The sequence below is a fragment of the Longilinea arvoryzae genome (assembly GCF_001050235.1).
Taxonomy (GTDB): domain Bacteria; phylum Chloroflexota; class Anaerolineae; order Anaerolineales; family Anaerolineaceae; genus Longilinea; species Longilinea arvoryzae.
Genome location: NZ_DF967972.1, coordinates 2,626,871 through 2,650,015, shown reverse-complemented (window position 1 = coordinate 2,650,015; position 23,145 = coordinate 2,626,871). Strand labels below are relative to the sequence as shown.

Sequence of the window (23,145 nt, the reverse complement as noted above, 5' to 3'; positions counted from 1 at the left end):
TACACAGTTGCTCTGTGGCTCTGTGGTTTTCTTTCTTCCTTTACTCCACCGTCACACTCTTCGCCAAATTTCTGGGCTGATCCACGTCCAACCCCTTCAACGATGCGATGTGATAAGCGAACAACTGCAAGGGGATGACGGTCACCACCGGCGAGAGCATCCAGGGTGTCTCCGGTATCCAGAAGACGTGATCGGCCAGCGCCGCCACGCGTTCGTCGCCGTCGGTGGCCACCACGATCACGCCCCCGCCGCGCGCCCGGGCCTGTTCGATCTGGCTGATCATCTTTTCATACCACGGGTCGCGCGGGGCAATCGCCAGCACGGGCATATCCCGATCCACCAGGGCGATCGGACCGTGCTTCATCTCGCCGGCTGCGTAACCTTCCGCATGGATATACGAAATTTCCTTGAGCTTCAGGGCGCCTTCGAAGGCAATCGGCATGTTGATGCCGCGTCCCAGGTAGAGCATGTTGTGGATGTACTTCATCTCGCGCGCCACCTGGATCACCCCGGCCTCCCGGTCTAGGCAGCGCCCGACCAGGTCGGGCACCAGGCGCAGGTCCGAGACCAGTTTGCGGCGTTGTTCGGGCGTGATCACGCCGCGCAGATCGGCCAGGAGCACGGCCAGTATGTACAGATCGACCAACGGGGCGGTGAAAGCCTTGGTGGAGGCCACCCCGATTTCCGGCCCCGCCTGCATGGAGATGTAGCCGTCCGCCACGCGCATGGCCTGCGAGCCGATGGCGTTGACGATCGACCACAGGGTTGCGCCGCGCTTTCGGCATTCGTCCATGGCCGCTAGCGTGTCGGCTGTTTCGCCAGACTGCGAGATGGCCAGCACGACCGTGTTTTCATCGATGATCGGATCGTTGTAACGCAGCTCCGAGGCGATCACGGTCTTGGCCGGGATGCGCGCGATGCGTTCGATCAGCACCTCGCCCACCTGCGCGGCGTAACTGGCCGTTCCACAGGCCGTCAGAATGACCTGTTTGATGCGGAGCGCCTTTTCAGGAGTCAGGTTCAGATGCGGCAAGCGCACCTTGCCCTCGTCGAAATTGACCCGCCCGGCCAGTGTGTCGGTCAGCGAACGCACCTGCTCGTGGATTTCCTTCTGCATGAAGTGCCGGTACTCACCCTTTTCGGCCGCGATCGGATCCCAGGAGATGGTATGAATCTCGGGCTGGACGGGCTTGCCTTCCAGGGTTTCGATCTTGACGTCCGCGCGGGTGATCACGGCCATCTGGCGCGATTCGAGGAACATCATGCGCCGGGTGTGCTCGACGATGGCCGGGATATCCGAAGCGACATAATTTTCGTCTTCGCCCAAACCGATTACCACGCCGCCGGCGTTGCCGATGCGCGCCGCGACGATCTTGTCCGGTTCGCGCGAGGAGAACACCACGATCCCGTGCGCGCCCTTGATCTGCTTCAGGGCCAGGCGGGTCGCGTTCTCCAGGCTGTGCCCGGCCGCCACGGCGTGCTCGATGAGGTGAACGATGATCTCCGAATCGGTATCCGAGTTGAATTTCTCGCCCTCGGCTTCCAGTTCTTCGCGCAGCTCCAGGAAATTCTCAACGATGCCGTTGTGCACCAGCACCACCTCGCCCGTCGAACCCAGGTGCGGATGCGCGTTGCGCGCGTTGGGCTCGCCGTGGGTGGCCCAGCGGGTGTGCCCGATGCCAAGATTGCCTTCCACGGGCTGGTTAGTCACCAGGGTCACCAGATGGTCCAGCTTCCCGGCGTCGCGCCGGATTTCGATTTTTCCGTTTTGCAACACCGCCAGGCCGGCGGAATCATAGCCGCGGTACTCCAGGCGGCGCAGTCCGTTCAGGATAATGGGGGTCGCGTTTTGCCCACCGATATAGCCGACAATACCACACATGCTTTCCTCCATGAATAGATGGCGTCATGCAGCGCGCGATGATGGATCGGTGCAGACAGACAACCGTAGACCCGTAGAGGAGTCCCTGCGAATCCATGAAATCAAGAATGATTCGATTGAGCTATTCGATTAAGGGAAAGTTACGGATACGGTCGTGTATGGAAAAATTGGTATCCCGAAGGCTTCCGCTGATCTTTCGATTTTCCCGGTCGCCAGGCGTCAGACCTGTTCTGGCCGGTTAACCCTGCCCCGCGGCAGGGAACCTTCGTCCTCGTCACCTCGTCTCTTGTCCCCTGTGAGTCAAGGCCTTGCGCTGTCCTTTCCCAAGGATCTCTGAGTTGTACAGACACCTCCTTTTATGGAATTGTCACGATTATACCGAATCCACTCCCATCCGTCAAACGCAATGAATCTCCGATCGAATGAAGAGAAGAATTCAAAGGACCTCGAAAAGGATGAAAGACACAAAAAAGAAAACGCTGAAAAAACCTTTCTTCTTTTCCTTTCGTGCGTTTCGTATACCACCCCTCTTCAACCCAAACAAATCTGGCTCAATCTCTGATAGAATCAAAACGAAAATCCCGAGGACTACGAAGAACACGAAAGACACGTAACGAAGAACCGTCTGACTTTACCCTTTTCTTCTCTTCTATTCGTGTGCTTCATGTATTTCGTGGTCAGAGACTCTTCCCAACAAAAACCAACCGCAAACTTTTCCCAGGAGGATATCATGTTCCTAGTCGCAGAATTGAAAACCCAGGAAGGCCAACTGGTGGCCATGCTGACCGTCCCACCCAAGGATTTCAAGACCGGTTCCAAGGGCTTCTTCGGCAATACCAAGGCCGAAATCGACGGCAAACGCTATCAGGTCCAGATTCAAATCGTGGAAATCGGCTCCAAGAAGAAAACTGAAGAAGCCGAATAGATCAAAAACAGCCTTTCCAAATTCGGAAAGGCTGTTATATCACTGGTCTCGAGTCAATCAGTAATTTTTGGCGATCAGCGCCACCACGTCCGGGAAATCGATGCCCAGGCGGCGGACGGTATCGAGCGTGGGAATGCCGTTCTTCGACCACCCCCGGCGCTGGTAAACCGCGTCGATCAGCAGGTCATACTGTTTTTCCTTATATTCGCGCAGGGCGGCCATTTTCTCTTCGGTGGTCCTGCCGGTTGGATCGTAACCGACGACCTCCTTCAACTGGCCGTCGTAGCGTTCGGCGCGCGATTCGTACTCCGCCACCGTCGCGGGGCCCATCAAACGATAGGGCGGATAATCCCACTGGCGCGTGCCGTACCCCAGGCGCAGGTTGAACAGGCGCTGCAGGTTGTAAACCCGTTCCGAAGCCAGGATGATCTCATCGATATTGGTCGGTTTGCCGGTCACCCCCTCGTACAGCCAGGTGTAGTTTTCGACGTGCTCGGGCACCTTTCCGGGTTCCCTGGCGGTCTTGTTGCTTTCGGGGGTGATATCGTTCCAGGGCAGCTTGCACAACCCGTGCAGGCTGAACCAGGTGCGCCACATCGGGAAATAATGCAGCGCCTCGGCCTTGGTTTCGAAGGTGGGGATCTGCTTGTGCACCAGTTCCATGAAGGTCAGCCAGGCCTCGTCGTGCTGCGCGCCCTTCGAAGCCAGCGCGTAACCGCCCTGCTGGGCCAGCGATTCCTTGGACATGTACTCGGAAATTTCCATGCCCTTGATTTCCATGCCGATGTCCTGCATCAGGGCGGGATCGGCGCCGTATTTCTCGACGAAGTACTTCTTCATAAAGCGGACGCCCTGGCCCACGATCAAGCCGAAGCCTTCACCGCGCGCCATCTGGTGCAGCAGTTCGAGCGCCACGTCCGCGTTACCCCAGGTCAATTCCATCCCGCCCGTCATCTCCGGGTTCAGAATGCCGATTTCGTAACATTCCATTGCAAAGGCGATCGAATCACCGACCGAGATGGTATCGATGCCGTAGGTATCGCAGTAGAAGTTGAGTTCCAGCAAATTTTGCGGATCGAAAATGGACAGGTTGGAGGACAGCGCGCCCAGGGTCTCGTATTCCGGACCGTCCACGAAGACGCACTCACCCTGATACGGCCCGGTGCGCAGCTTGACACCCGGTACGCCGTGCGCGCAGGCCATGGTGCAGCCGTACCAACAGCCATCCGGACCGCGGCGGTCGTACATGGCCTTCCACACCTCACCGGCCACCTTCAACGCGTCCGGATCGGCGCCAAAACGGAAGTTCTTGCAGGGCAGCAGGTCGAAGCGGTTCATGATTTCGACCAGGTAGGGCGTCCCCGTGCCGCGCATATCGTTCTGCGAGGCATCGAAACGGGTGAGTTCGGAATTGATGCGCGCGCCGGCTTTGCGGACCAGTTCGGGCTTGGCGCAGCCATTGGCGTCCCCGCCCATATCGGTGAAACGCACGACGATGGCCTTGATTTTCTTGTCGCGCAGCACACTTCCGGCGCCGCCGCGCGCGGCCTGCTTGATGCGCACTTCCTGGCGGCGTGCGTCCCAGTAGCTGATATTCAGCCCGCACATGGGAATGTGTTCGGCGGCCTGGCCGGCGGAAACGACCGAGATGCCGCGCCGTTCGCGGTCGTTCTTGCCGTAGATTTCGGTGATCATCCGGTTCACCAGGTGGGTATCCACGGGTTCGAGCGGGGCTTCTTCGACCGTCACCCGGCCGTTGTCGCCGTCGATAAAGATAATGACATCTTTATCGGCTTTGCCCTGAATCTCGAGCGCGTCCCAACCGGCGAATTTCAGGTACGGCCCGAAATAGCCGCCGCCGTTGCTGTCGATGATCGCGTGGGTCAGCGGAGAGATGGTGACCACCGTGGCCTTGCCCGAGCCGGGATAAGCCGTGATGCCGCCGATCGGGCCGCCGGTGATGATCAATTCATTGCTGGGATCGTCCCAGGCAGTTCCATCCGCTACTGCGTTCCACAACAACCACATCGCAAAACCGCGCCCGCCGGTGAAGAGATCCTTCATCTTTTGCGCGACGGGTTTGCTTTGAACAAACGAATTATCCAGGTTGATGTAAAGCGTCCGATTGGCGTATCCATGCTCGACTGGCCGGCATTCATAGGCAAAGTCAGCCAGAACCTTATGCGCTTTCAACACCACCTCGGGTGAAAGTTGAGTCATTCGTGCTCTCCTTGGACAGGTGAATGGATGAGAATGGGCCTCAAGACAGTGATCTGCTGCTATCATTATAAAAGCCGCCGGGCAACCTGCCGACTTGGGTTTTATCACTCTTCGCATCGACAAATGTCACCAGTCAGGATGACGTCGGCCCCGCCGGCCGGATTTTCGATCGCCAGTTCAAGGGGTGCTATAATCGAAGCCTTTGAACGGCATTTTATCAACTGGTTGTTCTCATGGAAAGTATTCGCTCATTATCTATATTCGATATCATCGGACCGATCATGGTCGGTCCGTCCAGTTCACACACCGCCGGCGCGGTTCGCTTGGGCCAGGTGGCGCGCTCGATCTTCGGCGAAAAGCCGGCCGAGGTGCTCATCGAACTGCACGGGTCGTTTGCAGAAACCGGCCGCGGTCACGGCACAGACCGCGCCCTGGTGGCCGGTCTGCTGGGCCTGGAGCCGTCCGACGAACGCATTCCGGACAGCTTCAATCTGGCGCGTGAAGCCGGGTTGAAATTCACCTTCCAGGATGCCGACCTGGGAGAAAACCAGCATCCGAACACGGTGCGTTTTACCCTCACATCCTCAAACCAACGCATGGAAATCACCGGCGCGTCCATCGGCGGCGGCATGATCGCCATCACCCGCCTGGACGGTTTCCCGGTCAACCTGACGGCAGAATTCGAGACCCTGCTGATCGTCAGCGAAGACCGCCCGGGCACCATCAACGCGGTGACCGGAAAACTGCTCGAAGATCACATCAACGTCGCATTCTTCAACGTGGCCCGCGACCAACGCGGCGGGCAGGCCATCATGATCGTCGAAACCGATCAGGCGGTCCCGGATGCCCTGGTGGACTACTTTCAGAAACTCGACTGGGTACACGCCGTGCGCAAGATCGCGCGCTTGAAGGAATAAAACTCATGTTCACGTCCCTTCAGACATTAATTGAGACCTCCGACAGCCGGCATTTGCCGCTGCACGAAATCGTCCTTCAGGCCGAGGTCGACAGCAGCGGCCGCTCGCGCGAAGCCGTTCTGGCCGACATGCGCCACCGGTTGCAAACCATGCGCGCCAGCGTCGAAAAAGGATTGTCCTCCCCGGTGCAAACCTTGAGCGGTTTGAGCAAGGGAAACGCGTATAAATTGTGGGGCAGCCTAAAAAATACCCCCAGCCCGTTGACCGGTTCATGGTTGAGCCGGGCCATCGCTCGCGCCATGGCGGTCGGCGAGGTCAACGCCGGCATGGGCTGCATCGTGGCCACGCCCACGGCCGGTTCGGCGGGCGTCCTGCCCGCGGTTCTCTTTACGCTGCAGGAAGCGCACCGCCTATCAGATGAACAGTTGGTGCAGGCTTTGTTCACGGCCGGCGGAATCGGCATGGTGATCGTCAACCGGGCCCATGTTTCCGGCGCGGCGGGCGGCTGCCAGGCTGAAACCGGCTCCGCTTCGGCAATGGCAGCCGGCGCGGCGGTTGAACTGCTGGGCGGTTCTCCGGTACAATCAGCTCATGCGGTTGCTCTGGCCCTGACCAACCAGCTCGGTTTGATTTGCGATCCGGTGGCCGGATTGGTGGAAGTGCCGTGCATTTTGCGCAACGCCGGTGCGGTTGCGCAGTGCTTCACGGCGGCCGATCTGGCCATGGCCGGCATCGAAAGCCCCATTCCGGCGGACGAAGTCATCGATGCCATGGAACGCGTCGGTGGGCGCATGGATGAACGCTTCCGCGAGACGGCGCAGGGTGGGCTGGCCGCCACACCCACCGGGCGGGCGCTGGCTCAGGCCATCTGGAAAAAGACCCGAGGGGAAGAAGAACATGAAATTTGAAGAGCAATTGGATGTCTACCTGCGCGCGCGTTTTACGCTGCTGGTTTTGGTTACTTTCGAAGAGGAGCGCGCCCTGCAGACCATCAAAGCCGTCTGCGATCGCACCGGCCGGCGCTGCCTTTCCTGGGACGCTGCGGATGGTTTTCAATGGCTGACGACCGCCAGCGGGGCTGCTCCCATTGCCCGCGACCCGCTGACGGCGCTCGAACAGATCGACAAAGCCGACCCCAATACGAGCGCTCTCTTCATCTTAAAGGATTTTCACGACGCCTGGACGAACCCGCAGATCAAGCGCAAGTTGCGCAGCATCACCCAGCGCCTGAAATTTACCAAGAAATCCATTCTGGTCACCACCGGCGGCACCCACATTCCCGACGAACTCAAGGATGACGCCGTGCTGGTCGATTTTCCCCTGCCAACCGCCGCCGACCTGGAAGGCGTGCTGGCCAATCTGACCACCACGCCCGGCGTCAAGGTCAACCTCACCCCGCTGGGGCGTGAAAAACTCGTCCAGGCGGCCATCGGACTGACCTCGGCTCAGGCGCAGCGCGTTTTTGCCAAGGCCATCGTCACAGACGGCATTCTGGATGACCGGGACATCGACCTGGTGACAGAGGAAAAGAAACAGATCATCCGCGAAAGCGAAGCCCTGGAGTTCTACGCCGTTTCCGAAACACCGGACGATGTCGGCGGCCTGGGCGTATTGAAAGACTGGCTGCGCCTGCGCGAGCGCGCCTTCACACAGGATGCCCGCCGGTACGGCCTGCCTTCGCCCAAGGGCATCGCCCTGATCGGCATCCCCGGCACCGGCAAGAGCCTGACCGCCAAGATGATCGGCGGGCTGTGGCGATTGCCGCTGCTGCGCCTGGATATCGGCGCGCTGTTCGGCAGTCTGGTCGGCGAATCCGAAGAACGCACCCGCCGCGCGCTGCACCTGGCCGAAACCGTCGCCCCGTGCGTGGTGTGGATCGATGAGATGGAAAAGGGACTTTCGCACGGTGGGCTGGATTCCGGCACTTCGACCCGCGTTTTCGGCTCCATCCTGACCTGGATGCAGGAAAAAACAGCCCCCTGTTTCGTGGTCGCCACCGCCAACGATATCGCCAGCCTGCCGCCGGAGCTGCTGCGCAAGGGCCGTTTCGATGAAATTTTCTTTCTCGACTTGCCCACTCAGGATGAGCGTCGGGAGATCCTCTCCGTTCACCTGCGCAAACGCAACCGCCTGACGGCCGACTTCGACCTGGATGCGCTCTCGGCAGCCTGCGAAGGCTATGTGGGCGCGGAAATCGAACAGGCCATCATCGACGCCATGTATGTCGGCTTCAACGACGGCCAGCGTGAGTTCACCACGCGGGATATTTTGGATGCCTTCAAACACCAGGTTCCCCTCTCGATCTCGCAGCGCGAGACCATCGAGATGCTGCGCAACTGGCTGCGCGAAGGCCGCGCCCAATCCGCCTCCTTCCGCGAGACCACCGAAGCCGAAAACCGCTTCGTTCGCATCCAGCTCGACCTGCGCCCGCGGTCCTGAGCATGGCCGTGCGAAAGAAACGCCGGCTGAGCGCCGAACCGGTCCGGGCCCTTCCCACGCCTGGACAGCAGCGTCTGGCCGGGCTGATGGCTTCGCCGGCGCCGCTGCTTAACCGGCTGGCGTTCCTTCGATTGGAACGCGCGTTGCAAACCGGCGATTCGGGCGCGGCGTCCCTTCTGGCGCGCGGGCTGGATTCTGCGCGCTCCTCCAGTATTCGCCGATCCATTCGCGCGGCGTTGGTGAAAATCAACCGGGCGTCCAGCATCGACTCATTATGGGTCGAAGAAGGACGTTCCCGCTCAGGAACGCTGTTGGAAGTGCTGCTCGAGCTCAAGCAGCCGGCCTCGGCTCCGCCCGAAGCGCGTGCTTTCAGCCTGCTCAGACTCGGCCGTCTCGAACAGTTGGCCGACGCGACTCCGGACCTGGTCCTGCCGCTGATCCAGGCCTGCGAGGACGCCGATCCGCAAATCGCATCCGCCGCCCGCCAGGTGATCGGCCAGCTTCAGAAAGAAGACGCGCTGGATATTCTGTGCACGCATTGGGCGCGCACACGGGCTCAGTTCCTTGAAAAGACCATTCTTACGGCCGGATATCTGGCTCACGATCCGATCGATGTGCGCGTCCTGACTGCGCTCAAACTCAACCAGCCGGACCGGATCGATACCAGCGCAGCCGAAATCGTTGCCCCCCTCATTGCGGCCAGCCGCGATCCGGACGAGCAGATTGCTGTCCAGGCAGATTACTTATTGCGGCGCGCGCTTTCGGGCGCGGCGCTGACCGAATTCTGCCTGTCCTGGAGCCGGACGCGCGATGCAAACCTGGAGGCCATCCTGACCGGGTGCAATTTATTGCCGCGCCAGCCCCAGCCCCTGCGCCTGTTGTGCGCGCTCAAACTTGGGCGCCTGGATATCGCCCAGAAGTGCCCGCCGGGTCAGATCGAAGGGCTGCTTTCGGCCTGCCAGGATGCGGATGAGGTCATTCGATCGAATGCCCGGAAAGCGCTGCGCAACCTGCAAAGCCCGGAATCCCGCGCAGCCCTTTGCCAATCCTTCATCGCCACCGGCAATACCGAGGCCGGGCAGGCCGCCCAGGATGCGGGTTACCTGCCTTCCGCCAGCGAACAACGCGCTTTGTTTTTGTTTCTGACCGCCCAATGGCAGGCCTATGAGACGCTGGATTTCGATCAGCGTATCCTGCGCGCCCTGTACGAAACCGCCGACGCGAATTTGCGCCAGCGCCTGCGCCACACCGTCCAGAACGCCGGGCGGATTGATTTTCTCAGCATTCTCACGGGCTCCAGCGATCGCGAACGCGCCGCCCGCATGGATTCGGCCGAAGCCGGTTTGGTCATCCAGATGTTGACCCGGAGCCAAAACTGGGACCGGATATGGCAGCTCGCCCAAGAACTACCCCTGGCGCGGTCTATCGAAATTCTACAAATCCTGTCTGCCAATGGATGGTCCCCGGCGCAACCCGACGAGCAGAGGTTGTACCTGCAATTGAAGGATCTCGCCGGCCAACCGCTGATCCCATCCCCGCTCGAATTGGCGGTTCAGCTACCCGCTGCTGTTCCCCTGGCCACTTTGAAAATCCACGGCCGGGTCAACGATATGGCCTTCGCGCCCGATCAGCCGTTGATGGCGTTGGCCACCGGCAGCCGCAAGGTTGTCCTCTGGAATTTTCAAACCGCGCAGGTTTCCCAGGTCCTGGCCGGTTTTGCCCACTCGGTGGGTCAGGTCGCGTACCTCTCGAACGGCCAGTTGGCCTGCGCGGAACGCACCAACGGGACCTCGCAGTGCGACATCCTGACTTTCGACGGTCAGAATTACCACCGTATCGGTTCACATGCCGCGTCGGTCACCGCGCTTCTGCCATTGGCAGATGGCAACCTGCTGACGACCGGACGAGACCAAAAGCTCGTCCTCTGGGATATTGCTGCGGGCTGCCAGCGCGCCAGCGTGGACGTCGCGGAATGGCCGCGCTGCGCCGCCATCTCCGCGGACGGACGTTTTGCCGCCCTGGTTTCAGACCGATTTCAATTGATCGATTTGGCGACCCTGACGCCCCTCACAGGTCTGGCGCCTGTTTACACAAGAGGCGCACGTATTTCCCCGGGCATGGCCCGCTGTACAGCCTTTGCACCGGAAGGCAGGGAATTGCTCGCCGGGCAGATGAACGGCCAGGTGGTCCGGTATTCCGAAATCGATTCCACCCAACACCGCCCGAAATCGAGCCTGACCGTTCATACGGGCGCGGTAACCGGCATCTGTTTTCTGCCGCGCTACCGGCAGGTCATCACAACCGGCGCGGAGGGTGAGATTCATTTCATCGAATGGCCGTCTGGGAAGGAGCAGGCCCGTATTCTGGCCCCGCTCCCGAATTTGACCAGCCTGGAAATCTCGCCCAAAGGTGAATTCATGGCGACCGGTTCCAGCGACAACGCCTTCACCCTCTGGGATTTGCGCACCCAGGCGCTGCCGTCCATTTTGGAGCTGCCGTTGGCTGGTTACCAGCCCGAACAACTGGCCGCAATCGAAAGTCTGGTACAGGTCAAATCGCTTCCCGAACCGGTGCGCAATACCCTGCGCATTCTGGAAGCGCTGCTGCAGCACCGCTACCGCTTCGACATCCAGATCAGCGAGATCAACCGCATCCAACCCGGAGAATTCGATATCCTCGTCGACGAAAGCGAAGCAAAATCCGGGTACAATGGATAGCGCGAGAATCGCATCCTGGAGAAGCGCTGTTCATGAGTGGACGACTGGCAATCGACTTCGGCACATCCAATACCGTCCTGGCCGTTTGGGACCCCGAACGCCGTGAGGGCATTCCGCTGCACATCCCGGATTATGGCCTCCGCAGCCAGCAGGGCGACGAAGAGGTCACGGTCGTACCGTCATTGATCCATTACGCCGCCGATCAGCGCCGCTGGATTGGCAATCAGGTGATCGAAAAGGGGCTCAACAACTCCCCGCGCACTTTCCGCTGGATGAAACAGTACATCAATAACCGCAGCCCCATCAAGATCCGCATCGATGACCGGGAGGTCACGCCCTTCACCGCCGGGCGTGATTTTTTGACGAGTGTCCTGGCCATCGCCTCGCAGGAAATCGAGCTGAAAAATGAAGAGGTCGCCCTCAGCGTGCCGGTCGAAGCCTACGAGCATTATGAAAACTGGTTGACCGGCGTGGCCGAATCGGCAGGCATCCTGCGCTTTCGGCTGATCGACGAGCCTTCCGCGGCCGCCCTGGGTTACGGCGCGCATATTCAACCCGGCAACGTCTATCTGATTTTCGATTTCGGCGGCGGCACCCTGCACGCTTCCGTGATCCTGATGGAAAGCCAGGAATCCGCTTTGACCGGCAAACGCTGCCGCGTGCTGGGGAAAGCCGGCAAAACGCTGGGAGGTTCGCGCCTGGACCAGTGGCTGTTTCAGGAAATCCTGCGCCGCAACCAGCATCTCGACAGCGACGATGATATCCGCCCGGTTTCCACTGCGCTGCTGGTGGAGTGCGAACGCCTGAAAGTCCAGCTTTCTTTTCAGGATTCCGCCGCCATACCACCCATACCGCTGGCCGGGGGCGGCGCTTTGCAGGCTGCGTTCACGCGCGGCGAGTTCGAAGACCTGCTCGACCAGAACGATCTTTTTGCGGATATCAACCAGACCGTGCGAACCGCCATCAACCATGCCCGTGAGCGCGGTTACTCCGAGGAGGACATTCAAGCAGTCCTCATGGTCGGCGGCAGTTCGCAGATTCCCGCCGTACAGCGCACCCTGCGCCAGTTCTTCGGCAAGGAAAAGGTCTTTTCCAACCGTCCGCTGGACGCCGTGGCGCGCGGCGCGGCCGCCTTCGTGGCTGGGGTGGATTTCTACGATCACATCCAGCATGATTACGCGATTCGTTACGTCAACCCCGAAAAGGGAAGTTATGATTACCGCGTCCTGGTGCACCGGGGAACTTCCTATCCCACCCCGGACCCGGTCGCCCGACTGAATATCAAGGCGTCGTACGACGGACAGCGCCAGTTGGGCATCGCCATTTACGAGATGGGACAGCAGCGCGCCAGCGAGACTCCTTCCGTCGAGCTGGTGTTCGACCCGGGCGGTGCAGCCCGGCTCGTGCAGCTCAGCGCAAACGAGCAGCAGGAGCGTTCGTTATTCTGGATGAACGAAAACAGTCCCACATTCCTGGCGGCCGAACCACCCGGCAAGGCCGGCGAGCCGCGCTTCGAGGTCGAATTTTATGTGGATGCCAATAAGCGCCTGACGCTCGTAGCGCGGGATCTGCAAAACAACCGGCTGATTCTGGATAAGACACCGGTTGTAAAATTAACCTAGAGAATTTTCGTAGGAGAGTGAAATGTCGCATATCTCCCGAATTAAAACCAGGATCGTCGAAAAGGAATTCCTGCTCAAGGCGCTGGCGGACCTAGGATATCCGGTCGAAGAAGGGGACGTGAGCCTGAACGGTTTCAGCGTCGCCAAAACACCGGTCGAGATCAAAATTCCGCTGCGCTTCAGTTATCCGATTGGCTTTCGGCGCAACGGCGAAACCTACGAGATCGTTGCCGATTGGTGGGGCGTGCGCGGTGTAAAACGCGCCGATTTCGTCAATCAGGTGACCCAACGCTATGCCTATCATGCGACCCGCGCCAGGCTGGAAGAACAGGGTTTCGATCTGATCGAAGAGGTCCAGGAAAAGGGTCAAATCCGTCTGGTGCTGCGGCGCATGGCCGGTTGAGGTGAGCTATGGATGTTCAGGAAATCGAAGTCACCATTGGAAAAGATGGCAAAGTCCAGGTCCATGTACGCGGCGTCCAGGGGAAAGCCTGCCTGGATATCACCCGCGCGCTTGAGAATGCCCTGGGCGGCGAAGTGGAAGTGCGCGAAATGACCCCGGAAGCCATCGAAGGCATCCAACTGCCTGAGGAAACCCGGCTCCGGGAAAAGGGTATGCATTAAACCCGATGCCCGATCCGATCCTGCGCCTGCACCATTTCGAGCCGCTTAGCCGATCCAACGGACCCGGCCTGCGCAGTGTGATCTGGGTGCAGGGCTGCACGTTGAACTGCCCGGGTTGCTTCAATCCGCGAACGCATGCTTCACAGAGCGGTCAGGTGGTGGGGATCAGCGATCTTTTCGAGCGCATCCTTGCCGGGGCAGGCCAGATCGAAGGCATCACCATCAGCGGCGGCGAGCCGCTCCAGCAGGCGCCGGCGCTGCTGGAATTGTTGAAAAGGGTGAAGAGTGAAACCGGGCTCAGCACGCTGGTTTTCACCGGTTTTACCTGGGAGGAAGCGGCGCGCATCCCCCAAATCGAGGAACTCCTGGATTGCATCGATGTCCTTCTGGCCGGCCGGTATCGATCCGATTTGCGCATTGCCAGCGGGCTGCGCGGTTCCAGCAACAAGACCGTTCACTTCCTCAGCGCCCGTTATAACCAATCCGACCTTGATCAGGTTCCTCCGGCCGAGGTCATCATCGATCCGACCGGCGAGATCCGCTTCAGCGGAATCGAACCCCTGCGCGAATAATTTATGCCCACCTTTCAGGACCATTACGAGCAGATCAAAAACCTCCTGAGCAGCGCTCAACCGGATATCCAGTTGCCGGCCGACCTGCAGGCCTTTCTGTTACAGGCTGGCGCGGTTCAGGCCCTGTTCGAAGACGCTTCGGAAGCTGCGATTGGACTGCTCGAAAACAGCGCGCGCGCCTGCCCCGCGCCGGAAGCCGCCCGCCAGGCCGCGCAAGCTCTGCACACGCTTGCGACGCAGGGAAATTCGGCAGCCCGCGAAAGCCTGTATCGCCTGGCGTTGGAGGATGGGTCCGCTCAGGCGGTCGAATGGATCCGGGATGAAAAAATCCCCTCACCGCTCGTCTGGCAGAATCGCTGTTTTGCTTTTCAATTTCTGCCGCTGCCCGAATACCTTGGCGATGATCCACACCTGGAGAAATTGCTGCATGTTTATCTGACTCAGGTTCCACCCGTTTTGCAGGAGCAACTGGCCGCCCGGGCGACCAAACTGGGCCTGGAACATTGGACCGAAATTGCTGATGCGCTGTTAACAGCCACGGATGAAAAGTTGGCGATATTGATCGATCATTATCATGGCTATACGCAGCACGAAAAGAACGACGTGCGCTTCTGGCTCACCGACCGGGCTCAAAAAGGATCCGTGCCGACTCAAAATGCGCTGTGCGAGCTCTTCCTCAACGAGGACGATGGCGAGGCAGGCCGGCTGGCGGTCCAACACGGCTTTCAGCCCACCCATCCCGAACGTCGGGCTCTGTTCCTGTTCCTGACTGAGCAATGGGACGCCTATGAGGTATTGGATTTTACCCACCAGCGGCTCAACGCAGCCTACGAAAGTGCCGGTCCGGGATTGCGCCAGCGAATTCTCAGTCATTCCCGTCTGAGCGGGCATACCGAATGGCTGCAGAGCCTGGGCGACGCCCACCGCCGGCGCTGGCTCAAAGACATGAGTGATGCAGATTGGCGTTCCGTTCTTCGCCAGTTCGAAAGCAAGCAGGACTGGCGGGCCGCCTGGCGCATGATCACCCACGCGCCGCCGTTGTGGGCAGCCCAATTGATCGGTATTTTGCAGTCCGCCGGTTGGAAACCGGAAACCCAATCGGAAGAGCTCGAATTTCTGGACCTGGTTTCGCTTGCCAATCGGGCCTTGCGCGAAACGCCTGAAATCTGCGTCGCCAAAGTGCTGAAAACCCCCGCGTTGGACATTTCTGCTGTGGCCATGCGCAGCGACGGGCGGATGCTGGCGACCGGCGGATCCGACCAACGTCTTTATTTATGGGATCTGCCCTCCGGCGAACGGCGCGGCGACGTCATCTCCAGCCCGGTTCCAGGTGCGCGCGCTCTGGCGCTCAGTCCGGATGGAGAATTCCTGGCGGCCGCGTTTTCCGATCAAGGCATTCGCATCTACCGCATCCAGGACGGCCACCTCGTCAAAACGCTCGCCGGTCATACCGGTTGGATCCGTTCGATTTCGATCCATCCAGACGGCCGCACGTTGTTCAGCGCTTCTTTCGATGGCACCCTGCGCGCCTGGCGTTTCCCGCTCGGCCCGGAATATTCGCGCTTGCAGCCCAACATGGGTGAACTGTTCGCCGCAGCCACCGACGCGGCCGGGGATGTCTTGCTTCTTTCGGGTCAGCAGGTTCAAACCTGGCGCTGGCCGCAGGGTGAAATGCTCCAAAACCTGCCCGCCAGTCCGGAAACCACCCTGCAACTCGCCCTCGCCGCGGATGCGCCGCTGCTGGCGGGTTACAGCCGGGATCACACCCTGCGGGTGTGGAATTATTCCAGCGGCCGCCTTCTATCCCAAATCCACACGCCGGATCTGACGGTCACCGCCCTATGCCTTTCGCCCCAGGCCGATTTCATCCTCGGCGGGGACAAGGACGGCGCCATCACAGTATGGAACACCTCGACCGGCGAAATTCTGCAGAGTATGCAGGTACACGAAAAGACCATCACCGGACTGCACTGGTTCGCCGGAGCGTATATTCTGAGCGCCAGCCAGGAAGGCCGCCTGATCCTCTGGGACGCCCGCCTCCTTCGCTGGTTACGCCAGCCCATCGACCAGATGAATAACCCGATTCTGGGAGAGATCCAGTCCATGGACGCGGAGAAAAACCATTCTTCAGGCGTCAAGGCCTGGCTGGCATTCTTGATGGAACTCATTCGCTGGAAGAACCGCTTCGACATCCAGTTGGAAGAAATCCACAGCATTCGACTCGACGAATTTGATATCGAACTGTAGGCCAGGTGAGACTCTGGCCGGGTAGTATAATCATTTTCAACCTACATTTTTCGGATTCTGCATGTGAATATTTATCAGCGCATCGCCGGCTCAGTTGAGCTCGATCCGGTTCAGAGAAAAAACTATCGATACGTACAAATCGACGGCATCGGAGTTGGGCTGGCCGGGGCGGCATCGGCGTTTCTACCGGTCTTCCTGGCGCGCATGTCGGCCAGCAGTTTTCAAATCGGCCTGTTGACTTCGATGCCGGCTTTGACCGGCCTGATCCTGTCCCTGCCCCTGGGAAGCTTCCTGCAAAAACAGCGCAACATTGTGCCCTGGTTTAGCGCCACCCGCCTGGGTGTGGTGATGTGTTACGCCTTGACCGGCTTTGCATCCATGTTGCTGCCGGAAAAGCTGGTTGTTCCGATCGTTTTGCTCATCTGGGCGCTGGCTACGATTCCCCAAAACATGCTCTCCATCTGCTTTTCGGTGGTCATGAACGCCGTGGCGGGGTCCAAAGGCCGTTTCGATTTAATGACCCGGCGTTGGACAGTCCTGGGGTTTACGACCGCCGTCGCGGTCTTTTTCATCGGCCAGCGCCTGGATCGGATCGTCTTCCCGATCAACTACCAGCAAGTATTCATTGCGCTTTCGATCGGCGGATTCATCAGTTACATCTTTTCGCGCCGCATTCAAATACCCGACTCCATCCCACAGCCGGCGGTCAAAGTAAAATCACTGCGCGAGAACCTGCGAGCTTATATCGATCCCATCAAGACTGAAAAGCCTTTTGTGTCCTTTGTTCTGAAACGGTTTTTCTATTCCTCCGGGATTGCCCTGGCGACGCCGCTATTTCCGTTGTATTTCGTCCGCGAAGTTCAACTCCCGGATAGCTGGATTGCCGTGATCAATACAACGGCAACCGCCATTCTGATTGTCGGATACCTGTTTTGGTCGCATCAATCCCGAAGGCATGGAACCCGCAATGTACTCTTGTGGGCTACTTTTGGCCTTTCGCTGTATCCCTTTATGGTTGCCATTACCCACCAACCGACCGTGATCACTCTTTTTGCCGGTCTGTCCGGAATCTTTCAGGCCGGTCTGGACCTGGTATTTTTCGACGAATTAATGAAAACCGTCCCGCCAGAGAAAAGCGCGATTTTCGTTTCGGTCGGCAATATGTTTCAGTACCTGGCCCAGATCGTCTCGCCCATCATCGGCACCACGTTATCCGAATTAATCGGAATTGGCCCGGCTCTGATGGTGGCGGCGCTCATTCGAATGGTCGGTTTTGTGTTGTTCGCAGTAGGTAAACCCACCCTGGAGAAATATTGATTACGCCTTCCTTGCATTATTGAAAACATATCGCAAGAAAAACACCAATCGGAACTTGTTATAATCTTCTTACAAAATGGTTATCGAGACAACAATTCTTACAACCGATGGGTGGAGAACGGGGGCAAGCCACATTCGTATTTGCGGTTTATAATTATCTTTATAAATATCTATCGTTGCCGCAAAATTTTCTGGTTTTTCCTGTAAGCTCAACCCCTATCTGATATCCTGCGCCGCCGACAGAAGCCAGCCCGGGGTTTTACCTCCCGTCCAACACAGACAAACCCTTCGTTCTTTTTGACGCATGGCTGAATTCACTTCCTTTTCATTCTCCAAACCCGCTTCTCACCCGACCGATGAGATCATTCTGGGTATACCGATTCACCGCGTGGTTATGCTTGCCGCCGCGAATTTGCTGCGATCGACGAATTGGGATGAAAATATCGAAAACACGCTCGAAGCATTGGCCATCACGTCCAGAATTGATCGAGTCTGTCTTTTCCAGAAAGTGGAAGGAACGACCCGGCTGGTCGGCGAATGGCACTCCTATCAGGTGCCCTGTTTTAAAGACTCTGCCATCGGGAAGGACCTTCCGATCGGATCCATGGAACTCACCACGTTCCTGGAAAAGCATTCAATTCCATCTACAAGAGACCTTTCAGCGAAATGGATGGAGAGCCAGCGAAAAACCTCGTCGTTAATCGCAATCCCCATCGATAACGACGGCACCTGGGGTTGGTTGATCCTTGACCCCTGCCAGAAGAAAAAGAAATGGTCACGCAAGGAATTGGAAGAACTCCGGGACGCATCCGATTTGATCAGCGCGGTCATTGATCGTTCAAGGAGAGCGGGAGAAATCATCTCCTCCGAATTTCGCCTGCGTACGCTCTTCGAACAAATCCCGGCCATCGTCTACACCGCTGAAATTTCCGAGGGCCGCCATCCGCAAATCACCTGGGTGAGTCCCCAGGTCGAAGATTTTCTTGGGTGGCCGCAAGAAGTCTATAAAACCAATCCCGATCTCTGGCTCCAACAAATCTATCCGGATGACCGCCTGCGCGTGCAGTTGAGTATGAACACCGCCATTCAAGCCAAATCCGGTTTTTCCGTCGAATGCCGCCTTATTACAAAAACGGGCGTACCGATCTGGTTCAGACATGACGCCAGTCTGCGCTTCGATTCCCTCGGGCATCCCCATTTCATCCAGGGCGTATTGCAGGAGATCCAACAACACAAAACCATCGAGGCGGAGTTGAACCGGGTCTATCATGAAGAACACCTCCAGCGTCTGATGGTGGAAGGATTGACGGTTACCAGTTCGGCATTGGCATCGATCATGGATCCTGAAAAAATTCCAGATTTGTTACTTCAGGAATTGTCGCATATCCTCCCGCATGATACGGCCACCTTTTGGTTCGTCGAAGGGGATGAACTGGTATTAAGTCGCACTCGCGGATACGGGTTGATGTTGGGTGAGCATACCGATCGGATTCTGCCCAAACGAGTCAAGATCCAACGATCGAATTCCATGCGGACGATGCTGGAAAACGGCCGGCCAATGATTGTTTCCAATGTTGGACCGGGTTCGGACCAACTTCCCCATGCTTTTGGCAACCATGTCCATTCCTGGGCAGGCGCACCGATTTTCATTCGGGGCAAACCCATCGCTCTCTTTACCATCGAGAGTCGTGAAAGCGGGCGGTTCAGTGAAAATTGGAGCGGCATTCTATCCGCCATTTGCAGCCAGGTCAGCATGTCTTTCCAAAACGCCCAGCTATTCAAGACCGAGCAGCGAATGCGCGCCCGGGCAGAAATGCTCCAAAAAGCGACCGCGGCTTTGACAGCCGAACTGGAACTATCCCAACTGTTGGAACTGGTCATGGATTATCTGGGCGGCGTCGTTGAATACGACAGCGTCTGCCTGTTCCTTTTCGAAGAAGAGGGAACCTGCCTGCGGGCTGTTGCCGGACGGGGGTTCAATCAGCCTAAAAAGATCCTTGGCAAGCAATTTACCGCTGAAGATGTGCTGTTTTCTATCGTTTTCAACCAAAAAACGCCGCTCATTCTACGCGATGCATGGGAGGATCCCCGCTTCGAACGCTGGGGCGATGCCGATCACGTCCGGGGCTGGATGGGCGTCCCCTTGATCCTGCGCGACAAAGTCATCGGCGTCATGACCGTTGACAGTCGTAAACCGGATGCTTTTGACGAAGAGACAGCCCGTTTCGCCCAGGCCTTTGCCAACCAAGCAGCTTCAGCCATCCAAATTTCTCGTTTATTGACCGAAGCCCAGTCGAATGCCGTCCACGATCCATTGACCGGGACTTACAACCGGCGCTACTTCTTCGGACTCGCGGCGAAATTGATTGCTCAGGCCGCCGAGCAAAAACAAACCGTTTCAGCGGTGATGATCGACATCGATAATTACAAACAAGTCAACGATACCTATGGCCACCTTTCCGGGGATCAGATTCTCAAGGTGGTCAGTCAGCATTTTCTGGGCCAGTTGAAATCAAGGGACATCCTCGCTAGGTTTGGCGGAGATGAATTCGTCATTTTGTTACCGGGGCAGGATTATCACCAGGCCGAACGGGTGGCCGAATGCCTGCGCTTGACGTTGGAAAAAACCGCCATCGTATCGAACGAAATCAGGGTCTCGGTTACGGCCAGTTTTGGGGTCGCGGAGATCGACCCGAATAGCATGGACTTGGATGATATGCTGAATCGGGCGGACCAGGCCCTTTACCGTTCGAAGAACAACGGCCGGAATATTGTTTCCTGAAGTCGGCACCATTTTTGACGGGTCGAGGCTGGTTCTGGTATAGTTGGCTTATGAGAAAAAAACGTGTGTTGCCTTTTCGAGATGTAGCCGATGAAAGAGCTCAAAATCCGCCTGATTGGCGCGCTTAACGATTTTCTTCCCAAAGACCATCCGGAACCAACCATTCGGGTTGCCTTTCAGGGCAGCCAGACCTACAAGCATTTGATCGAATCTCTGGGGGTTCCCCATCCTGAGATCGCTGAAATCCGGGTGAATGGCAACCCGGACGAGGTAAACCAAATCGCCCTGGAAGATTGCACTGTGGAAGTCTTTCCTTACCAGCCGGGCGACCCACGCATTCGACCCGAGGTGATCCGCTTCGTTCTGGACGGGCATCTAGGCAAATTGACTTCTTATCTTCGTCTGCTGGGTTTCGACGTCGATTATCGGTATGACGCGGACGATCCAACGCTGGCCGAAATTTCAGCAACTGAAAACCGGATTCTCCTCACCCGCGATCGCGGGCTGCTCAAACGCAACCAGGTTCACTTTGGGTATTGGATACGTGCCCAGGATCCGCGCCAGCAATTGGTGGAGGTTATCCGCCGGTATGGGATGGCAGGCGAAATTCTGCCGTTCAGTCGCTGTCCGAAGTGCAATGGAGTGTTGCATACTGTCGAAAAAGCAGCCGTTCTTCCCAACCTGCTTCCCCAAACCCGGGTCTATTATGATCGGTTCTGGCAGTGTCCCGATTGCGGCCAAATTTACTGGCAGGGTTCGCACTATCAACACCTCCAAACCTGGTTGAACGGATTTCTGGCCAATCCCTGACGCCAACCCAAAAGGACGGTACAATGTAGCCAGAAAAATCTGGAGTCATGCATTGGACCATCCTTTTCCAATCGGGAAATTACCGCCGGCCTTCCTCAACAGCATTCTGGCCAACGCTCCTCAATTCGATCGGCGTGTCCTGCTGGGACCGGGTATCGGCCTCGATTGCGCCGTTGTCGACATGGGCGACCGTTATTGGGTCTTCAAGGCCGACCCGATCACCTTTGCCACCGATCAAATTGGCTGGTATGCCGTTCAGGTTGCCAGCAATGATATCGCCACCACCGGGGCGACGCCACGATTTATGCTGCTTACGCTGCTGCTGCCGGAAGGGAAATCAGATGAAGCGCTCGTTCGCTCGATCAGCGATCAGGTTTTTTCGGCCTGCAATCAACACCAGATCACGGTTCTGGGTGGACACACCGAAGTCACTCACGGAATTGACCGTCCGCTATTGGTCATCACACTGATCGGCGAAGTGCTCAAGGACCGCCTGGTCACGCCGCGCGGTGCCCGGCCGGGTGACGCCCTGCTGCTGACCAAAGGGATCCCCATCGAAGCCACATCACTGCTGGCGCGTGAATTTCCAGACCGGCTCGCCCAACACCTTACTTCTCTCGAAATTCGTCAGGCGGCCGATTTCTTATACCATCCTGGCATCGGCGTTTTCAGGGATGCCCAGATTGCTTTGCAGGCCGGAAAAGTTACCGCCATGCACGACCCGACCGAAGGCGGACTATCGGCGGCATTATGGGAGATGGCGCAGGCCTGCGGGCAGGATATCCTCTTCGATCCCAGCGCCGTGACCATTCCATCCCTCGCCGCGCGTATTTGCCTGATCTTTGGGTTGGATCCGTTTGCCACCATTGCCTCCGGCGCGCTTTTACTGGCCGTCCAGCCCTCAGACGCCGAGCCCATCCTGAACACGCTGCGCGAAAATGATATCGCCGCCAGCCGCATCGGTGAAATCGTCGCCGGTGATGGAAAAGTTTTCACCCTCACAGGGACACGCCGCATATTGTGGCCTTATCCGGACCGGGATGAAATCGGGAAAGTTTTCGATTAGTGCTCAGTGGAGAATTTATGCCGCTTATTTTGTCCCTCTTGTTTGGTTTCCTGCCGATGTTCTTATTTGCCACGTTCGTCTACTGGTTGGACCGGTACGAAAAGGAGCCGCGCTTGCTGCTCGGGGCCGTATTTCTATGGGGCGCGGTGGTCGCCGCAGGCGCAGCATACATCCTCAATACCGGCATCGGTATGGGTGTGTATATGGTGACCCATTCCGAAGCCGCCACGGAGGTCAGCACGACATCGCTGGTCGCTCCGGTCATCGAGGAATCCTTCAAAGGCCTGGCCGTGTTGCTGGTCTTTTGGTTGGCGCACAGGGAATTCGATTCGATCCTGGACGGCATCGTCTACGCCGCGGTGACAGCGCTGGGTTTTGCCGCCACCGAAAACGCCTATTACATCTACAACCTGGGTTATCTGGAAGGGGGCTTTGCGGGGTTGTTTCAACTGGCCTTCATCCGGGTGGTGTTGGTTGGGTGGCAACATCCTTTTTACACCTCCTTTATCGGCATCGGCCTGGCCGCCGCGCGCTTGAATCGCAATCCGTCACTGCGGATCCTGCTGCCGCTGCTGGGCCTGGCAGCCTCGATCTTCACGCATGCCCTGCACAACACCATGGCTCAGTTTCTTACCGGCATGGTCGGTCTGGCGGTCACCTCGATGGCCGATTGGATCGGCTGGCTGTTCCTGCTGGGCTTTATCGTTTACATGATCTGGCGCGAAAATCAGCTCCTCCAGCATCAATTGAACGAGGAAGTACAGCTCGGCATTATCACCGGCGAACAATACCATTCGGCCTGCTCCTTCTGGCGGCGGACCGGTGGCCTGTTCACATCCCGGCGCAGGAAAATCAATCGTTTCTACCAGGTTTGTGCTGAACTTTCCCATAAAAAGAACCAGCTTACCCGCATGGGTGACGAACACGGCAACGGTGAAATCATCGCCGATTTACGGGGCGAACTGCAGCAGCTTTCGATCGGTCTGACCGGCCTGGCTTGAAAGC

The 23,145-nt window shown here is 58.0% G+C and carries 17 protein-coding genes; 15 read left to right on the top strand and 2 right to left on the bottom strand.

From position 1 onward, the window contains the following. Positions 1 to 40: 40 nt before the first annotated feature. Entirely contained in the window at positions 41 to 1,882 is a 1,842-nt protein-coding gene (gene glmS / locus LARV_RS11700; RefSeq protein ID WP_075073803.1) for a glutamine--fructose-6-phosphate transaminase (isomerizing), read from the bottom strand. Between the two features lie 730 nt (positions 1,883 to 2,612). Here glmS and LARV_RS11695 point away from each other — a divergent pair. After that, positions 2,613 to 2,807: a hypothetical protein gene (locus LARV_RS11695; protein ID WP_075073802.1), complete on the top strand. Its 195-nt coding sequence runs from the start codon at positions 2,613 to 2,615 to the stop codon at positions 2,805 to 2,807. Between the two features lie 57 nt (positions 2,808 to 2,864). Here LARV_RS11695 and LARV_RS11690 read toward each other — a convergent pair whose 3' ends face one another. Continuing rightward, complete coding sequence (locus LARV_RS11690; RefSeq protein WP_075073801.1) at positions 2,865 to 5,027, bottom strand: aldehyde ferredoxin oxidoreductase family protein; 2,163 nt, start codon at positions 5,025 to 5,027, stop codon at positions 2,865 to 2,867. A gap of 233 nt (positions 5,028 to 5,260) precedes the next feature. Here LARV_RS11690 and sdaAB point away from each other — a divergent pair, with 233 nt between their 5' ends. The 14 genes from sdaAB (at position 5,261) to LARV_RS11620 (ending at position 23,141) form a co-directional block, all read left to right on the top strand. After that, on the top strand, positions 5,261 to 5,944 hold the full coding sequence (gene sdaAB, locus LARV_RS11685; protein WP_236709961.1) for an L-serine ammonia-lyase, iron-sulfur-dependent subunit beta: 684 nt from the start codon (positions 5,261 to 5,263) through the stop codon (positions 5,942 to 5,944). Positions 5,945 to 5,949: 5 nt separating this feature from the next. Continuing rightward, a complete protein-coding gene (gene sdaAA, locus LARV_RS11680) occupies positions 5,950 to 6,852 on the top strand; it encodes an L-serine ammonia-lyase, iron-sulfur-dependent, subunit alpha (RefSeq protein WP_075073800.1) in 903 nt (300 codons plus the stop codon). Further along, entirely contained in the window at positions 6,842 to 8,383 is a 1,542-nt protein-coding gene (locus LARV_RS11675) for an AAA family ATPase (protein ID WP_075073799.1), read from the top strand. The genes sdaAA and LARV_RS11675 overlap by 11 nt, the downstream gene beginning before the upstream one ends. 8 nt (positions 8,384 to 8,391) lie before the next feature. After that, complete coding sequence (locus tag LARV_RS11670; protein ID WP_172797855.1) at positions 8,392 to 11,100, top strand: WD40 repeat domain-containing protein; 2,709 nt, start codon at positions 8,392 to 8,394, stop codon at positions 11,098 to 11,100. Positions 11,101 to 11,132: 32 nt separating this feature from the next. Beyond that, a complete protein-coding gene (locus tag LARV_RS11665; RefSeq protein WP_075073797.1) occupies positions 11,133 to 12,722 on the top strand; it encodes an Hsp70 family protein in 1,590 nt (529 codons plus the stop codon). 22 nt (positions 12,723 to 12,744) lie between these two features. Then, positions 12,745 to 13,125 carry a DUF1257 domain-containing protein gene (locus LARV_RS11660; protein WP_075073796.1) on the top strand — a complete coding sequence of 127 codons (381 nt, stop codon included), beginning with the start codon at positions 12,745 to 12,747 and terminating at the stop codon, positions 13,123 to 13,125. An 8-nt stretch (positions 13,126 to 13,133) separates the two neighbouring features. Continuing rightward, positions 13,134 to 13,346, top strand: a complete 213-nt coding sequence (locus LARV_RS11655; protein WP_075073795.1) for a DUF2997 domain-containing protein — start codon at positions 13,134 to 13,136, stop codon at positions 13,344 to 13,346. Between the two features lie 5 nt (positions 13,347 to 13,351). Further along, positions 13,352 to 13,918, top strand: coding sequence for a 4Fe-4S single cluster domain-containing protein (locus tag LARV_RS11650; RefSeq protein WP_083522519.1), 567 nt, complete (start codon positions 13,352 to 13,354; stop codon positions 13,916 to 13,918). A 3-nt stretch (positions 13,919 to 13,921) separates the two neighbouring features. Next, positions 13,922 to 16,165, top strand: coding sequence for a WD40 repeat domain-containing protein (locus LARV_RS11645; RefSeq protein ID WP_075073794.1), 2,244 nt, complete (start codon positions 13,922 to 13,924; stop codon positions 16,163 to 16,165). Positions 16,166 to 16,228: 63 nt separating this feature from the next. Beyond that, complete coding sequence (locus tag LARV_RS11640; RefSeq protein ID WP_083522518.1) at positions 16,229 to 17,482, top strand: MFS transporter; 1,254 nt, start codon at positions 16,229 to 16,231, stop codon at positions 17,480 to 17,482. A gap of 304 nt (positions 17,483 to 17,786) precedes the next feature. Next, complete coding sequence (locus tag LARV_RS11635) at positions 17,787 to 20,264, top strand: diguanylate cyclase (RefSeq protein WP_075073792.1); 2,478 nt, start codon at positions 17,787 to 17,789, stop codon at positions 20,262 to 20,264. A 90-nt stretch (positions 20,265 to 20,354) separates the two neighbouring features. Then, positions 20,355 to 21,074, top strand: a complete 720-nt coding sequence (locus tag LARV_RS11630; RefSeq protein ID WP_075073791.1) for a Mut7-C RNAse domain-containing protein — start codon at positions 20,355 to 20,357, stop codon at positions 21,072 to 21,074. Between the two features lie 52 nt (positions 21,075 to 21,126). Beyond that, a complete protein-coding gene (locus LARV_RS11625) occupies positions 21,127 to 22,140 on the top strand; it encodes an AIR synthase family protein (protein ID WP_075073790.1) in 1,014 nt (337 codons plus the stop codon). A gap of 17 nt (positions 22,141 to 22,157) precedes the next feature. Continuing rightward, positions 22,158 to 23,141 (top strand): PrsW family intramembrane metalloprotease, encoded by a 984-nt coding sequence (locus LARV_RS11620; RefSeq protein ID WP_075073789.1) that lies wholly within the window; start codon positions 22,158 to 22,160, stop codon positions 23,139 to 23,141. Positions 23,142 to 23,145: the final 4 nt, after the last annotated feature.

Bases quoted from the DNA above. Each gene is read 5' to 3' on its own strand.
- LARV_RS11650 (WP_083522519.1), top strand. From the start codon at position 13,352: ATGCCCGATCCGATCCTGCGCCTGCACCATTTCGAGCCGCTTAGCCGA.
- LARV_RS11660 (WP_075073796.1), top strand. From the start codon at position 12,745: ATGTCGCATATCTCCCGAATTAAAACCAGGATCGTCGAAAAGGAATTC.
- LARV_RS11665 (WP_075073797.1), top strand. From the start codon at position 11,133: ATGAGTGGACGACTGGCAATCGACTTCGGCACATCCAATACCGTCCTG.
- LARV_RS11675 (WP_075073799.1), top strand. From the start codon at position 6,842: ATGAAATTTGAAGAGCAATTGGATGTCTACCTGCGCGCGCGTTTTACG.
- LARV_RS11630 (WP_075073791.1), top strand. From the start codon at position 20,355: ATGAAAGAGCTCAAAATCCGCCTGATTGGCGCGCTTAACGATTTTCTT.
- LARV_RS11655 (WP_075073795.1), top strand. From the start codon at position 13,134: ATGGATGTTCAGGAAATCGAAGTCACCATTGGAAAAGATGGCAAAGTC.
- glmS (WP_075073803.1), bottom strand. From the start codon at position 1,882: ATGTGTGGTATTGTCGGCTATATCGGTGGGCAAAACGCGACCCCCATT.
- sdaAA (WP_075073800.1), top strand. From the start codon at position 5,950: ATGTTCACGTCCCTTCAGACATTAATTGAGACCTCCGACAGCCGGCAT.
- LARV_RS11620 (WP_075073789.1), top strand. From the start codon at position 22,158: ATGCCGCTTATTTTGTCCCTCTTGTTTGGTTTCCTGCCGATGTTCTTA.
- LARV_RS11690 (WP_075073801.1), bottom strand. From the start codon at position 5,027: ATGACTCAACTTTCACCCGAGGTGGTGTTGAAAGCGCATAAGGTTCTG.
- LARV_RS11635 (WP_075073792.1), top strand. From the start codon at position 17,787: ATGGCTGAATTCACTTCCTTTTCATTCTCCAAACCCGCTTCTCACCCG.
- sdaAB (WP_236709961.1), top strand. From the start codon at position 5,261: ATGGAAAGTATTCGCTCATTATCTATATTCGATATCATCGGACCGATC.
- LARV_RS11695 (WP_075073802.1), top strand. From the start codon at position 2,613: ATGTTCCTAGTCGCAGAATTGAAAACCCAGGAAGGCCAACTGGTGGCC.
- LARV_RS11645 (WP_075073794.1), top strand. From the start codon at position 13,922: ATGCCCACCTTTCAGGACCATTACGAGCAGATCAAAAACCTCCTGAGC.